Below are 13958 nucleotides of genomic sequence, written 5' to 3'. Positions count from 1 at the left end.
GCCATCCGGGGGACGACGTGCGCATCCTCGTCGTAGAGGACGAGCCGCGCATCGCGGCCGACATCCGCGAGGGCCTGGAGCGGGCCGGCTACGTCGCCGAGATCGTCGGCGACGGCGAGGCGGCGTGGTTCCGGGCCGAGACCGAGACCTACGACGCGATGGTGCTCGATCTCGGCCTGCCCCGGCTCGACGGGCTGGGCGTGCTGCGCCGCCTGCGCGGAGCCGACGTGGCGCTCCCGGTGCTGATCCTCACCGCGCGCGACGGCTGGCGCGAGCGGGTCGAGGGGATCGACGCGGGCGCCGACGACTACCTCGTCAAGCCGTTCCGGATGGAGGAACTGGTGGCGCGGCTGCGCGCCATCCTGCGCCGCACCGCCGGCCACGCCTCCCCGGTGCTGCGGGCGGGCGCGGTCGAACTCGACACCCGCACCCGCGCGGTCTCGGTGGCGGGCCGCGAGACCGACCTCACCGCGCTCGAATACCGCCTGCTCGCCTTCCTGCTCCACCGCCAGGGGCAGGTCGTGGCGGCGGGCGAATTGCTCGACCATCTCCACGGCAGCGACAGCGACCGCGAGGCCAACGCCCTGGAGGCGTTGCTGACCCGGCTGCGGCGCAAGCTCGGCCCCGGCATCATCGAGACCCGCCGCGGCCACGGCTACCTCGTGCCGGCCGATTCGGCCGGGGACCCGTGAGGAGCGGCTCGCTGCGCCTGCGGCTCGGGCTCGCCGCCGCCGGGCTGATCGCCCTGGCGCTGGCGCTCGCCGGGATCGGGCTGACGCTGATCTTCGACCGGGTGCTCGACGCCCGCACCGCCGATGGGCTCGACCGCACCGCCAAGCTGATCGCGGGGCAGGTCGCCCTGGCGCCGGACGGCGCCCCGACCCTGCCGCGCGAACCGCCGGATTCGCGCTTCTCGACCCCCTATGGCGGCCTCTACTGGCAGATCGATCGGCCAGTCGAGGGCGCGGGCGGCGCCGCCCTGCGCTCGCGCTCGCTCTGGGACAGGAGCCTCGGCACGGTGCCCAACGCCGCGCAGGAGCCGGCGGTCGGCGACCTTGCCGGACCGGATGGCGGACGGCTCATCGCCGTCACCCGCCGGGTCACGATTCCCGACAGGACCGGCCCGGTGGCGCTCGCCGTCACGGTGGCCGAGGACCGGCGCGACCTCGCTCAGAGCCGGTCCACCTTCCTGCGCCTGCTGGTGCCCTCGCTCGGCGCCCTGTTCGCGGCTCTGACGCTCGCCATGTCGCTGTTCGTGCGGCGGGCCCTGGCACCGTTCCGGACATTGCGGGCGGATCTCGCCGCGATTCATGCCGGGACGCGGACGCGGCTCCCTGAGACTTTTCCGGAGGAAGTGCGCCCGCTGGTGGCCGACCTCAACCGCCTGCTCGACGCCCAGGAGCGCGACCTGGAGCGGGCCCGCACGGGGGCCGGCGACATGGCCCACGGCCTCAAGACCCCGCTCGCGGTGCTCGACGCGCTGGCCCGCCGCACGGAGGGCGGCCATCCGGCGCTCGCCGCGGAGATCGCCGAGCAGGCCCACGCCATGGCCCGGCAGGTCGAGCGCACGCTCGCCCGGGCGCGGGCGGCCTCGGGCGGCCTGCGGCGGAAGGCCTGCCCGGTCGCCCCGGCGGTCGCGAAGATCGCCGGCGCCCTCAAGCGCCTGCCCGAGGGCGAGGCCCTGCGCTGGGAGATCGCCGTGTCCGACGGCCTCGCCTTCCCCGGGGACGAGGGCGACCTCACCGAGATTCTGGGCAACCTCCTCGACAACGCCCGCAAATGGGCCCACCGCCGCATCCGCGTCTCGGCGCGCGCGGAGGGCGGAGAGGCCGGCCTCGTGCTGGAGGATGACGGCCCCGGCATGAGCGAGGCGGCGATCGCCGGCATCGCCCGCGGCCGACGCTGGGACGAGACCCGGCCGGGCACCGGCTTCGGCATCGCCATCGCCCGCGACCTCGCCGAGGGAGTCGGCGCGCGGTTGCGCCTCAGCCGCTCCGAACTCGGCGGGCTGAAGGTGGAGCTGTGCTGGCCCGTACCGGCCGCCTGAGATCAGCGCCGGATGAGGGCCTTCAGGCCGCCAGGCAGAGGGCGCCGAGCAGGTCGGAGCGGCCGTAGGGCTTCGGCAGGAAGCCGGCATCGGGCAGGTCGTCGGCCCCCGGCCGGAGCCGGCCCGAGGTGACGACCAGTCGGATATGCGGCCAGCGCGCCCGGACCCGCGCGGCGAGCGTCAGCCCGTCCATCGAGCCCGGCATGTCGATGTCGGTGAACAGCGCGTCGAAGGCCTGCGCCCGCCCCTCCAGAAGCTGCAGCGCCGTGTCGGCATCCGGCGCCTCGGCCACCGGCAGGCCGGCATCCTCCAGCATGTCCACGGCAACCATGCGCACGAAGCTCTCGTCCTCGACGACGAGGATACGGGGCGCGCGGGACGGATCGGTCGGTACGGGCGGGGTGGACATCGGTGGAGCGCGGGCTGGAGCGGGTTGATCGGAAACGGTCTTCCTCAAAGTGCCCGTGCGGCGATTGGTTTCAGCGGAGCCGTAGAAGTTTTCACGAAACATCCGCAACAAATCGCGGTCCGGCGAGGCCGCCGAGGGCCCGGCAGACCGCGTATTGCCACCCCCCGGCCTTTGCATTACGGGAGCCCGAATTCGGGTGCTCGAGGCCCGCCATGACGCCTTCATGACGACGCCCATGCCCACTGACGCCCATGCCCGCTGACGCCTCCGTCCCTCCCCGTCGGCGCCTGCGACCGCCGCCGCGTCCGGCGCTCGCCCCCTTCCCCGTCTCCCTTCTCGTCTCCCGGCTGCGGCGCTCTTCCCCGGCGATCATGCGCTCGGGCGAAGGAGTGAACGGGATGCCCGCGGTGCCGGCCGGGGCAGAAACCGTCCTGGAGAACTGTTTTGGCGTCTGAACCTCTGGCGTCCGAATCCTCGGTGTCCGACGACGCGAGCCCGCCCGAGCGCGCCGCGGTCCTGCCGAAGGTCGCCACCGGCATCGACGGCTTCGACGCCATCACCTTCGGCGGCCTGCCGAAGGGGCGGCCCTCGCTGGTCTGCGGCGCCGCCGGCTGCGGCAAGACGCTGTTCGCCACCACCTTCCTCGTCAACGGCGCGACCCGCTTCGACGAGCCCGGCGTGTTCATGAGCTTCGAGGAGCGCGCCGAGGATCTCGTCGCCAACGTCGCCTCCCTCGGCTACGACCTCGACGGCCTGGTCGCGCAGGGCAAGCTCGCCATCGATCACGTGCGCGTCGAGCGCTCCGAGATCGAGGAGACCGGCGAGTACGACCTCGAAGGGCTGTTCATCCGCCTCGGCTTCGCCGTCGATTCCATCGGCGCCAAGCGCGTCGTGCTCGACACGATCGAGACCCTGTTCGCCGGCTTCTCCGACGAGACGGTGCTGCGCGCCGAACTGCGCCGCCTGTTCGGCTGGATCAAGGACCGGGGCCTGACCGCGATCATCACCGGCGAGCGCGGCGACGGCCAGCTCACCCGCCAGGGGATGGAGGAATACGTCTCCGACTGCGTGGTGCTGCTCGACAACCGGGTCGAGGATCAGATCACCACCCGGCGCCTGCGCGTCGTGAAGTACCGCGGCTCGGCCCACGGCACCAACGAATACCCGTTCCTGATCGATGCCGAGGGCATCAGCGTCCTGCCGGTCACCTCGGCCGACCTCGACTACAGGATCGCCGAGGGCTTCATCTCCACAGGCATCCCCGGCCTCGACGCGATGCTCGATCCCGGCGGCTTCCATCGCGGCACCAGCATCCTGATCTCGGGCGAGGCCGGTACCGGCAAGACCATGATCACCGCGAGCATGATCGACGCCGCCTGCGCGCGGGCTGAGCGCTGCATGGCCTTCGTGTTCGAGGAGAGCGGCGACCAGATCACCCGCAACGCCCGCTCCATCGGCCTCGACCTCGCCCGCCACGTGGAATCGGGTCTTCTGCGCTTCGAGGCGGCGCGTCCGAGCCTCTACGGTTTGGAGATGCATCTGGCCCGCATGCACCGGGACATCGACCGGTTCGACCCCGCCCTGGTGGTGATCGATCCGCTCTCGGCGCTGCGCGGCCCGCCGGCCGAGCTGCAGGCGACGATGGTGCGGATGATCGACATGCTGAAGAGCCGCGGCATCACCGCCGTGTTCACCAGCCTGCGCGAGGACGGCGAGATCGATCAGGGCAGCGCGATCGGCGTGTCCTCGCTGATGGATGCCTGGATCAAGCTTCTCAACGTCGAGGCCAACGGCGAGCGCGCGCGTACGCTCTACGTCATCAAGGCCCGGGGGATGCGCCACTCGAACCAGTTGCGCGAGTTCACGATGTCGAGCGAGGGCATCGCGCTCGTCGATGCCTATATCGGCCCGGCGGGCGTGCTGACCGGCACCGCCCGCGTCGTGCAGGAGGCGGCGGAAGCCGCCGCCGCCCTGCGCCGCGCGCAGGAGAGCCGCCGCCGCCAGCGCGAGGCGGTGCGGCGGCGCCAGTCGCTGGAGCGCCAGATCGACGAGCTGCGCGCCAACCTGGAAGCCGTGGAAGAGGAAGAAGCGGTGCTCTTGAGCGAGGACGAGATGCGCGAGGCCGTGCTGGCGAGCGAGCGGCGCACCCTCGCCACGCGCCGGGGAGGTACCAAATGAGCGGGCCGGGACCGACCGGGGACGGGCTCGAGGCCGGAGCCGACGGCGCCGTGGACGACGGGCACTACCACCTGCGTCTCTACGTTGCCGGGCAGACGGCCAAGTCGCTGGCGGCGATGGCCAACCTCAGGCGCTTCTGCGAGGAGCACCTCGCCGGCCACTACGACATCGAGGTCATCGACCTGATGAAGAACCCGCAGCTCGCGGCAGGCGATCAGATCCTGGCGATCCCGACCCTGGTGCGCCGCCTGCCCGCGCCGCTCAAGCGGATCATCGGCGACCTCTCCAACACCGAGAAGGTGCTGGTCGGCCTCGATATCCGCCCGAAGGTCGACGAGCTTTGAGCGGCGGGGCCATCCCGGGCGGCGGGGCCGGCGGGCGCACCCGGCTGCGCCTCTACGTCGCCGGCACCTCGCCGCGCTCGACCCGCAGCATCGAGAGCGTGCGCCGCCTGTGCGAGCACAGGCTCGGGGGGGCGTGCGACCTCGAAGTGGTCGACATCTACCAGCAATCGGCGCTGGCGGGCGCCGACGGCGTGGTCGCGGCGCCGACCCTGGTGCGGCTCTCCCCCCTCCCCGCCCGGCGCATCGCCGGCGACCTGAGCGACGAGCGGCGCGTCATCGACGGGCTCGGGCTCGACGTCCTGCCGATGGATTCGGGCGCGGCGCCGCGCGAGGCGGTGGGCGGAGGCGCCGGTGAGCACTGAGGCCGACGCCCTCGCCGGGGCCCGGGCGCGCATCCGCGAACTGGAGACGCGGCTGGAGGAGGTCGAGGACACCCTCGCGGCGATCCGCCGGGGCGACTTCGACGCCATCGTGGTGGAGGGGCCGAGCGGCGAGCGGCTGGTCTATACCCTGGAGAATGCCGACCGGCCCTACCGGGTGCTGATCGAGCAGATCCAGGAGGGCGCCTTCACCCTCGGCCCGGACGGGACGCTGCTCTACTGCAACCGCCGCCTCGCCGAGACCCTGGGCACGCCCCAGGAACGCCTGATCGGCCAGCCCTTCGCGCGCTTCGCCGCCAGGGATCAGGAGGCGACCCTCGCCGCCCTGGTCGCCCAGGCCGCGCGGATGCCGGCCCGCGGCGAGATCGCCCTGTGCGACGAGGGGGGGATCGAGCGCCCGGCCTACCTCTCGCTGAGCCGCCTCGACGGCGACGGCGACACCCTGCTCCTGTGCGGCGTGATCACCGACCTCACCGCCGAGCGGCTGCGCCTGCACGAACTCGCCGAGACCAACGAGCGCCTGCGCGCCGAGGTCGCCGAGCGCGAGCGGATCGAGGAGGCCCTGCGCCAGTCGCAGAAGATGGAGGCGGTGGGCCAGCTCACCGGCGGCGTGGCGCATGACTTCAACAACCTGCTCACCGTCATCAAGTCCTCAACCGACCTGCTCAAGCGCCCCGACCTCGCCGAGGAGCGCCGCCGCCGCTACGTCGACGCCATCTCCGACACGGTGGGACGGGCAGCCAAGCTGACGGGCCAGCTCCTCGCCTTCGCCCGGCGCCAGGCGCTCAAGCCCGAGGTGTTCGATGCCGGCCGCGGCGTTGCGGCGGTGGCCGACATGGTCGGCACGCTCACCGGCGCGCGCATCCAGGTGAAGACCCTGATCGAGCCCTGCTTCGACGCGGCGGGCGAGCCCTTCGCCTGCCTCGTCGAGGCCGATCCGAGCCAGTTCGACACCGCGCTCGTCAACATGGTCGTCAATGCCCGCGACGCCATGGATGGCGAAGGTACCCTCACCATCCGCGTCGGCCATGCCGGGCAGATCCCGGCGCTGCGCACCCATCCGGCGGTGCCCGGCGACTTCGTGGCGGTCTCGATCTCCGACACCGGCTCCGGCATCGCGCCGGCCGACCTGTCGCGGATCTTCGAGCCGTTCTTCACGACGAAGGGCGTCGGCCAGGGCACCGGGCTCGGCCTCTCCCAGGTGTTCGGCTTCGCCAAGCAATCGGGCGGCGACATCGCGGTGGAGAGCGTGCTGGGACAGGGCACGACCTTCACCCTGTTCCTGCCCCGGGCCAAGATCGCTCCAACGATGCCTGAGGCCGCCGACGAGCCCGAGCCGCTGGCGCCCGGCCACGGCACCTGCGTGCTCCTGGTCGAGGACAATCGCGAGGTCGGCGCCTTCGCGACGCAGGCCCTGGCCGAACTCGGCTACGGCACCGTCTGGGCGATGGATGCGGAGCAGGCGCTGGCCGAACTCGCCCGCACGCCGGACCGGTTCGACGTCGTGTTCACCGATGTCGTGATGCCCGGCATGAACGGCGTCGAGCTCGCCCGCACGATCCTGGGAACGCAGCCGGGCATGCCGATCGTGCTCTCCTCCGGCTACAGCCACGTGCTGGCCGAGGACGGGTGCCACGGCTTTCCGCTGCTGCACAAGCCCTACTCGGTGGAGGATCTCTCGCGCATCCTGCGCCGGGCGATCCAGCGGCGCGTCGCTCGAGCGAAGTGACTTCCCCTCGGCTCGCAACGGCTCAGCTTGCGGCCAAGAAAAAAGGCTCGGATTGCTCCGAGCCTTGAAGGGAAAAGGCCATTGGGGGCTGAACTGGCCTTCGTAACCGGACAATGCGCCGGAGGCGGTTTGGTTCCGCAAAAAAGTTTCGCGAGAAAACCAGAACGCGATCAGCGCGGCGCCGCGGCCCGGCGCAAGCGATCGTTGATCGCTTCGCCGAGCCCGGCCTCCGGCACCGGAACGACGGCGATGGTCGGTGCGCCCGAGGCATCGAGCCGGCGCAGGGCCCCGAACAGCCGCGCGGCGGCCTCCGCCGGATCGCCGCGCTCGCTCAGGGACTCGACCGCCGCCGCGCGCTCCAGCCCATCCGGGCGGAAGGTGCCGAACGTCAGGACGGCCTCGCCCGGCTCTATGCGCTCCGCCTCCAGCCTGACCCCGGCTCGCGGCGCGTAGTGCGAGGCGAGCAGGCCGGGTCCCGCGGGGCGCGAACCGGGATCACCGGCGTCCTCCGGATCGGAACCGAGCACCTCGGCGAGGGCAGCCCGCGTCACGCCGCCGGGGCGCAGCAGCCGGGGCGGCCCGCCGAGGCAGGCGACCACGCTCGATTCCACGCCGACAGGACATTCGCCGCCGTCGAGCACCGCGTCGATTCGGCCATCGAGATCCGCGAGGACGTGATCGGCGCTGGTGGGGCTGACCCGCCCCGAGCGGTTCGCCGAGGGGGCCGCGACCGGCCGCCCGATGCGGTCCAGGAGGCCGAGGGCGACGGCGTGCGCGGGCACGCGCAGGGCCACGCTGTCGAGCCCGGCCCGGGCGAGATCGCAGACGGTGCCGGTGGGCGCGGCCGGCAGAACCAGGGTGAGCGGGCCCGGCCAGAACCTCTCCGCGAGCCGGAGGGCCGCCGCGTCGAACACGCCCTGAGCCAGGGCGGCCTCGAGTCCGGTGACGTGGGCGATCAGCGGATTGAAGCGCGGGCGGCCCTTGGCGGCGTAGATCGCGGCCACCGCCTCCGGATCGGTGGCGTCGGCCCCGAGCCCGTAGACCGTCTCCGTCGGCAGGGCGACGAGGCGCCCGCCCCCGATCAGCGCGGCCGCCCGCGCGAGGCCGTTGACATCTGCAGCCAAGCGTAGCGTGGGAGCGGTTGACGGTGGTGCGTCCATGTCGGAGTGGGTGCGAGAATGAGCGGCCGGCCGTAGACCCTAGAGCCGCAGGCCGTCAAACGGGATCGCCGCCCTCGAACGTGCGGCGGGAGGAGCGGTGAAGAGACCATGAGCTATCGCGCGCCCGTCGAGGAGATGGCCTTCACGCTCCGCCACGTCGCCGGGCTCGACGCCGTGCTGGCGCGGAGCGCGGCCGAGATCGGCCCGGACGACGCGGTCGCGATCCTCGAAGAGGCGGCCCGGCTCGCCGGCAACGTCATCGCGCCCCTGAACCGTGTCGGCGATCGCCACGGCACGCCGTTCTCGGACGGGCGCGTCACCACCGCGCCGGGCTGGGTGTCGGCCTACCGCGCTTTCGTCGAGGGCGGCTGGAACGGCGTGCTCGCCGACCCCGACCATGGCGGCCAGGGCCTGCCGCACCTGATCGCCGCCGCCTGCACCGAGATGTGGAACGGCGCAAACCTCGCCTTCGGCCTCTGCCCGCTGCTCACCGCCGGCGGCATCGAGGCGCTGGCCGCCCACGGCTCCGACGACCTGAAGGGCCGCTACCTCGAAAAGCTCGTCACGGGCGAGTGGACCGCCACGATGAACCTGACCGAGCCGCAGGCGGGCTCGGACCTCTCCGCCCTGCGCACCCGGGCGGAAGCCCAGGGCGACGGCAGCTATCGCATCACCGGCGCCAAGATCTACATCACCTACGGCGAGCACGACCTCACCGACAACATCTGCCACCTCGTGCTGGCCCGCCTGAAGGACGCGCCGGCCGGCACCCGCGGCATCTCGCTGTTCCTCGTGCCGAAGGTGCTGCCGGACGGCACGCGCAACGACCTTCGCTGTTCAGGGCTGGAGCACAAGCTCGGCATCCACGCCTCGCCGACCTGCTCCATGGCCTTCGGCGATGGGGGCGGGGCCACCGGCTGGCTGATCGGCGAGGAGAACCGGGGCTTGGCCTGCATGTTCACGATGATGAACTCGGCCCGGCTCAATGTCGGCCTGCAGGGCGTCGGCGTGGCGGAGGCCGCGTATCAGAAGGCCCTCGACTACGCCCGCGAGCGCCGCCAGGGCCGGGCGCCGGGCGCGTCCGAGCCCGTCAGCGCCATCGTCGCCCATGCCGACATCCAGCGGACGCTGCTGACGATGAAGGCCTACACCGCGGCGGCCCGCGGCATCTGCTACCTCACCGCGCAAGCCCTCGACGCGGCGCACGGCCCGGAGGGAAAGGCGGCGCATGAGCGCGCCTCGCTGCTGACGCCGGTGGCCAAGGCCTTCGCCACCGACATCGCCAACGAGGTCACCTCGCTGGGCGTCCAGGTCCATGGCGGCATGGGCTTCGTTGAGGAGACGGGCGCGGCCCAGCTCATGCGGGATGCGCGCATCCTCGGCATCTACGAGGGCACCAACGGCATCCAGGCGATCGATCTCGTCACCCGCAAGCTGCCGCTCGACGGCGGCGCCACGGTGGCGGCGCAGATCAGTTCGATGCGGCGGGTGGCGGAGGGTCTGCTGAAAGACGGCGCCCCCGGCTTCGGCCACGCCGCGCCGCGCCTGCGCGACGGCATCGGCAGCCTCGACCGGGCGACGAGCTTCCTGCTCAAGGCGCTCGGCTCGAACCGTCCGCAGGAGGCGCTCCCCGGCGCCACGCCATACTTGCGCCTGTTCGGTCTCGTGCAGGGGGCGGCCTGCCTCGCGACGGCGGGGCTCGCGTCGAGCGCGGCGGTGAAGGCCGGCGAGACCGATCCGGCCCATGCCGCGCGCATCGCGCTTGCCCGCTTCTTCGCCGAGAACCTGCTGCCGGCCGCGGCCGGCCTGGAGCAGGCGATCCTTTCCGGCGGCGGCTTCGCCGACGATCCCGCCTTCGCCCTCGCCGGGTGAGCCCGGCTACCGGGCCGCAGAGGGACCGTAGCCCGCGTAGAAGACCCGGACGGCCTCCGCGACTCGGTGGCCGATCTCGGCCTCGTCGGGCGCTTCACCGGCATTGAACAGCAGCCGGGTCAGCATCCCGGCCTGGCAGAGCTGGAGGAAGTGCTTGGCGGCGAGATCGGTATCGGCGGCAGCCAGCCGCCCGGCCGAGACCTGGGCGTCGATATAGGCCTTGAGCCGCCCGACCCCGCAGGCCGGGCCGGCCTCGTAGAAGGCCTGCCCGAAGCGTGGAAACTTCTCGCAGGCGCCGATCACCATGCGGATGATCGAGACGTGCTCCGGCCGCGCCATCATCGCGAGGTAGCTGGTGCCGAGCCGGGTCAGCACGGCGCGCACGTCCGGGTCGTCCTCGTCGAGCCGGAACAGGTTTTCCGCCAGCCCCGCCTTGGCCTCGGTGGTCAGGGCCTCGAACAAGGCCTCCTTGCTGTCGAAATAGACGTAGAGCGTGCCCTTCGACACGTTCGCGGCCCGGGCGATCTCGCCCATGCTGGCGCCGTCGAAGCCCGACGCCATGAAGACTTGGCGCGCGCCCTCCAGAATCTGCCGGCGCTTGTCGCTCTCGCTCGAAGGGACCGTCTGGGAAGCTGCCTGCGGGGCCGCCGGCTCCCGCTCCCGTGTTGCCGCGCCCGCCATCGTACTCACTCGCCGCTCATTCGCGTTGACCGAACCGTTCAGTCAATGATAAATACCCCTCGAATGCCGACGGCGTCAACCTGACCCGCCGACTGACCGAACGGTTCGGTCAATGGATGTCTGGGGCTTCAGCCATGTCGCTTCGTGAGTCGCTGCGTGAGGAATCCGGCCGGTCGGAGACGGGTGGGGAGAGCATCGCCGAAGAACGAGCCGAAGGGCGGGCCGAGGGCGGCCGCGCTCCGGCCCCGCCGCCCGCGATCGTGAGCCCGCCGATGCCGCCGGCATCACCGGCCAAGCCCCGGCGCCCGCTGCGGCGGGCGGTGCTGGGCCTCGTACTCTGCGCGGCGCTCGGCGGCGGCGTCTATGCCGGCTGGGACTGGTGGACGGTCGGGCGCTTCTTCGTCAGTACCGATGACGCCTACGTGCAGGCCGACATCTCGGTTCTGGCCGCCAAGGTCTCGGGCTATCTCGAGGCGGTGCCCGTGGTGAACGGGCAGGCGGTGAAGCGGGGCGACGTCATCGCCCGGCTCGACGACGGCGACTACCGCCTCGCGGTGACGGCGGCGCAGGACAAGCTCGCCACCCAGGAGAGCACCATCGTCCGGATCGGCCGGCAGGCGGAGGCCGCGCAGGCGCAGGTGCTGCAGAGCGCGGCCCAGATCGATGCGGCCAAGGCCGACGCCGTGCGGGCCGGCGCCGACTACGCCCGCGCCACGGGGATGCAGGCCGATTACGTCGCCAAATCCCGTCTTGATCAGGCCAAGGCCGACCGCGACCGCACCGAGGCGGCGGTGAAATCGGCCGAGGCCGCCCTCGTCGCGGCGCGGGCCAATGTCGAGGTGCTGCGGGCGCAGACGCGCGAGGCGGAAAACCTCGCCGCGGAGCTGCGCACGGCCGCCGACCGGGCCCGGCGCGACCTCGACTTCGCGGTGATCCGCGCGCCTTTCGACGGCGTCGTCGGCAACAAGGCGGTGGAGGCCGGCGCCTACGTGTCGCCCGGCTCGCGGATCGCCGCCCTGGTGCCGCTCCAGAGCGTGCGGGTCGATGCGAACTTCAAGGAGACGCAGCTCGGCCGGGTCCGGCCGGGACAGGAGGTTCACATCCACGTGGACGCCTATCCCGACCGGGACATCGTCGGCACGGTGGAATCGCTCTCGCCCGCCTCCGGCTCGGTCTTCAGCCTGCTGCCGCCGGACAACGCCACCGGCAACTTCACCAAGATCGTGCAGCGTCTGCCCGTGCGCGTCCACGTGCCCGAGGACGTCGCCCGCGAGGGCCTGCTGCGGCCCGGCCTGTCCGTGGTGGTGCGGGTCGACACCCGCGAGGGCGCCGACGCGCCGGTGCAGAAGCTCGCCGCCCGGCGCTGAAACCTTGCGCGGCCCGCAGGAGCGGGCCGCCTGAACCACCCGTTCCACCCGAGCCTCATCCTGAGATGCCCGCGTCGGCGGGCCTCGAAGGATCCTCCGGATCCCGCGCGATCCCCGGAACACCCTTCGAGGCCTCCGCTTCGCTGCGGCACCTCAGGAGGAGGGTGTGAGGGGAGCACCGCACCAACGACCCTTCCGAGGCGCCCATGGCCGCCACCGCGACCCTCGCTGCTCCCCCCGCCGCCGACCCACCTCTCGACCGCCGCCGCATGGTGGCGTTCCTGTGCATGGTGTTCGGGATGTTCATGGCGATCCTCGACATCCAGATCGTCTCGGCCTCGCTCAACGAGATCCAGGCCGGCCTCTCGGCCTCGGGCGACGAGATCCCCTGGGTCCAGACGAGCTACCTCATCGCCGAGGTGATCTCGATCCCGCTCTCCGGAACCCTGTCGCGGGTGCTCTCGACCCGCTGGATGTTCTCGATCTCGGCCGGCGGCTTCACGCTGATGAGCCTGATGTGCGCCACCGCCTCGTCGATCGACGAGATGATCGTCTGGCGCGCGCTGCAGGGCTTCATCGGCGGCGGCATGATCCCGACCGTCTTCGCCGCGGCCTTCACGATCTTCCCGCCCTCAAAGCGCACCATCGTCTCGCCGATGATCGGCCTCGTCGCGACGCTGGCACCGACCATCGGCCCGACCATCGGCGGCTACCTCACCGACCTGTTCTCCTGGCACTGGCTGTTCCTCATCAACATCGTGCCGGGCATCTTCGTCACGGTCTCGACCTTCCTCCTGGTCGATTTCGACCGGCCGAACTTCGATCTGCTGAAATCCTTCGACTGGGCCGGGCTGGCCTTCATGGCGGGCTTCCTCGGCTGCCTCGAATACGTGCTGGAGGAGGGTCCGAACCACGACTGGCTGCAGGACGAGGCGGTGTTCGCCTGCGCGATCGTCTGTGCGGTGTCGGGTGTGCTGTTCTTCGCCCGCGTCTTCACCGCGCGCCAGCCGATCGTGGATCTGCGCGCCTTCTCGGACCGCAACTTCGCGGCCGGCTGCGCGGCGAGCTTCGTGCTCGGCATCGGTCTCTACGGGCTGACCTACCTCTATCCGGTCTATCTCGCCCGGGTGCGCGGCTACTCGGCGCTGCAGATCGGCGAGACGATGTTCGTCTCGGGGCTGTGCATGTTCGCCACCGCGCCGATCGCCGGCAAGCTCTCGGCGAAGCTCGACCCGCGGGTCATGATGGCGATCGGGTTTTCGGGATTCGCCGTCGGCACCTGGATCGTCACCGGGCTGACCAAGGACTGGGACTTCTACGAGCTGCTCTGGCCCCAGGTGCTGCGCGGCTGCTCGCTGATGCTGTGCATGATCCCGATCAACAACATCGCGCTCGGCACCCTGCCGCCGGAGCGGATGAAGAACGCCTCGGGCCTGTTCAACCTCACGCGCAACCTCGGCGGCGCGGTGGGGCTGGCGCTGATCAACACGATCCTGAACGCCCGCTGGGACCTCCACCTCGCGCGGCTGCATGAGCGCTTCACCTGGGCCAACACCGCCGCGCTGGAGCGGCTCGACGCCATGCGGCGCCAGTTCGAGGTGCTGGGCGGCGACGCCAACGGCATGGCGCTGAAGGCGCTCAACAATACCGTGCGGATTCAAGGGCTGGTGATGGGCTTCGAGGACGTGTTCCTCGTCCTTACCGTGCTGTTCCTGGCCATGGCCTGCGGCACGCCGCTGATCCGCCGCCCGCGCGGCGCGGCGCCCGCGGGGGCGGGGCATTGAGGCAACC

Annotated in this window: 12 protein-coding genes; 9 read left to right on the top strand and 3 right to left on the bottom strand. The window is 71.8% G+C overall.

Features of this window, described 5'->3' with window-relative positions:
• The first annotated feature begins 17 nt into the window (after positions 1-17).
• On the top strand, positions 18-692 hold the full coding sequence (locus HNR01_RS06125) for a response regulator transcription factor (protein WP_017484055.1): 675 nt from the start codon (positions 18-20) through the stop codon (positions 690-692).
• Positions 689-2047, top strand: a complete 1359-nt coding sequence (locus HNR01_RS06120) for an ATP-binding protein (RefSeq protein ID WP_183667119.1) — start codon at positions 689-691, stop codon at positions 2045-2047. Before HNR01_RS06125 ends, HNR01_RS06120 begins: the two co-directional genes overlap by 4 nt.
• A 22-nt stretch (positions 2048-2069) precedes the next feature.
• On the opposite strand, the gene HNR01_RS06115 is transcribed toward HNR01_RS06120, so the two are convergent.
• Positions 2070-2456: a response regulator gene (locus HNR01_RS06115; protein ID WP_183667118.1), complete on the bottom strand. Its 387-nt coding sequence runs from the start codon at positions 2454-2456 to the stop codon at positions 2070-2072.
• Between the two features lie 477 nt (positions 2457-2933).
• Here HNR01_RS06115 and kaiC point away from each other — a divergent pair, with 477 nt between their 5' ends.
• The 4 genes from kaiC to HNR01_RS06095 are packed head-to-tail and all read left to right on the top strand — an operon-like array spanning position 2934 to position 7087.
• Positions 2934-4634, top strand: coding sequence for a circadian clock protein KaiC (kaiC, locus tag HNR01_RS06110; RefSeq protein WP_183667117.1), 1701 nt, complete (start codon positions 2934-2936; stop codon positions 4632-4634).
• On the top strand, positions 4631-4978 hold the full coding sequence (locus HNR01_RS06105) for a circadian clock KaiB family protein (RefSeq protein WP_183667116.1): 348 nt from the start codon (positions 4631-4633) through the stop codon (positions 4976-4978). Before kaiC ends, HNR01_RS06105 begins: the two co-directional genes overlap by 4 nt.
• Positions 4975-5340 (top strand): circadian clock KaiB family protein, encoded by a 366-nt coding sequence (locus tag HNR01_RS06100; RefSeq protein ID WP_183667115.1) that lies wholly within the window; start codon positions 4975-4977, stop codon positions 5338-5340. Before HNR01_RS06105 ends, HNR01_RS06100 begins: the two co-directional genes overlap by 4 nt.
• Entirely contained in the window at positions 5330-7087 is a 1758-nt protein-coding gene (locus HNR01_RS06095) for an ATP-binding protein (protein WP_183667114.1), read from the top strand. Before HNR01_RS06100 ends, HNR01_RS06095 begins: the two co-directional genes overlap by 11 nt.
• Positions 7088-7257: 170 nt before the next feature.
• On the opposite strand, the gene HNR01_RS06090 is transcribed toward HNR01_RS06095, so the two are convergent.
• A complete protein-coding gene (locus HNR01_RS06090; protein ID WP_183667113.1) occupies positions 7258-8247 on the bottom strand; it encodes an L-threonylcarbamoyladenylate synthase in 990 nt (329 codons plus the stop codon).
• Between the two features lie 108 nt (positions 8248-8355).
• Here HNR01_RS06090 and HNR01_RS06085 point away from each other — a divergent pair, with 108 nt between their 5' ends.
• The gene (locus HNR01_RS06085; protein WP_183667112.1) at positions 8356-10119 is read left to right on the top strand and encodes an acyl-CoA dehydrogenase; all 1764 of its coding nucleotides are present in this window, start codon (positions 8356-8358) and stop codon (positions 10117-10119) included.
• A 6-nt stretch (positions 10120-10125) separates the two neighbouring features.
• Here the strand turns inward: HNR01_RS06085 and HNR01_RS06080 are convergent, their stop codons facing one another.
• Positions 10126-10800 carry a TetR/AcrR family transcriptional regulator gene (locus HNR01_RS06080; protein ID WP_183667192.1) on the bottom strand — a complete coding sequence of 225 codons (675 nt, stop codon included), beginning with the start codon at positions 10798-10800 and terminating at the stop codon, positions 10126-10128.
• A gap of 134 nt (positions 10801-10934) precedes the next feature.
• Here HNR01_RS06080 and HNR01_RS06075 point away from each other — a divergent pair, with 134 nt between their 5' ends.
• Entirely contained in the window at positions 10935-12167 is a 1233-nt protein-coding gene (locus tag HNR01_RS06075; RefSeq protein ID WP_183667111.1) for an HlyD family secretion protein, read from the top strand.
• Between the two features lie 206 nt (positions 12168-12373).
• Complete coding sequence (locus HNR01_RS06070) at positions 12374-13951, top strand: DHA2 family efflux MFS transporter permease subunit (RefSeq protein ID WP_183667110.1); 1578 nt, start codon at positions 12374-12376, stop codon at positions 13949-13951.
• Positions 13952-13958: the final 7 nt, after the last annotated feature.

The sequence above is a fragment of the Methylorubrum rhodesianum genome (assembly GCF_014199985.1).
In the GTDB taxonomy this organism is placed as follows: domain Bacteria; phylum Pseudomonadota; class Alphaproteobacteria; order Rhizobiales; family Beijerinckiaceae; genus Methylobacterium; species Methylobacterium rhodesianum.
This window is presented reverse-complemented; position numbering and strand designations above follow the sequence as displayed.

Excerpts from the sequence above, each read along its gene's own strand:
- HNR01_RS06105 (WP_183667116.1), top strand. The coding sequence starts at position 4,631 with ATGAGCGGGCCGGGACCGACCGGGGACGGGCTCGAGGCCGGAGCCGAC.
- HNR01_RS06080 (WP_183667192.1), bottom strand. The coding sequence starts at position 10,800 with ATGGCGGGCGCGGCAACACGGGAGCGGGAGCCGGCGGCCCCGCAGGCA.
- HNR01_RS06075 (WP_183667111.1), top strand. The coding sequence starts at position 10,935 with ATGTCGCTTCGTGAGTCGCTGCGTGAGGAATCCGGCCGGTCGGAGACG.
- HNR01_RS06115 (WP_183667118.1), bottom strand. The coding sequence starts at position 2,456 with ATGTCCACCCCGCCCGTACCGACCGATCCGTCCCGCGCGCCCCGTATC.
- HNR01_RS06070 (WP_183667110.1), top strand. The coding sequence starts at position 12,374 with ATGGCCGCCACCGCGACCCTCGCTGCTCCCCCCGCCGCCGACCCACCT.
- HNR01_RS06085 (WP_183667112.1), top strand. The coding sequence starts at position 8,356 with ATGAGCTATCGCGCGCCCGTCGAGGAGATGGCCTTCACGCTCCGCCAC.
- HNR01_RS06090 (WP_183667113.1), bottom strand. The coding sequence starts at position 8,247 with ATGGACGCACCACCGTCAACCGCTCCCACGCTACGCTTGGCTGCAGAT.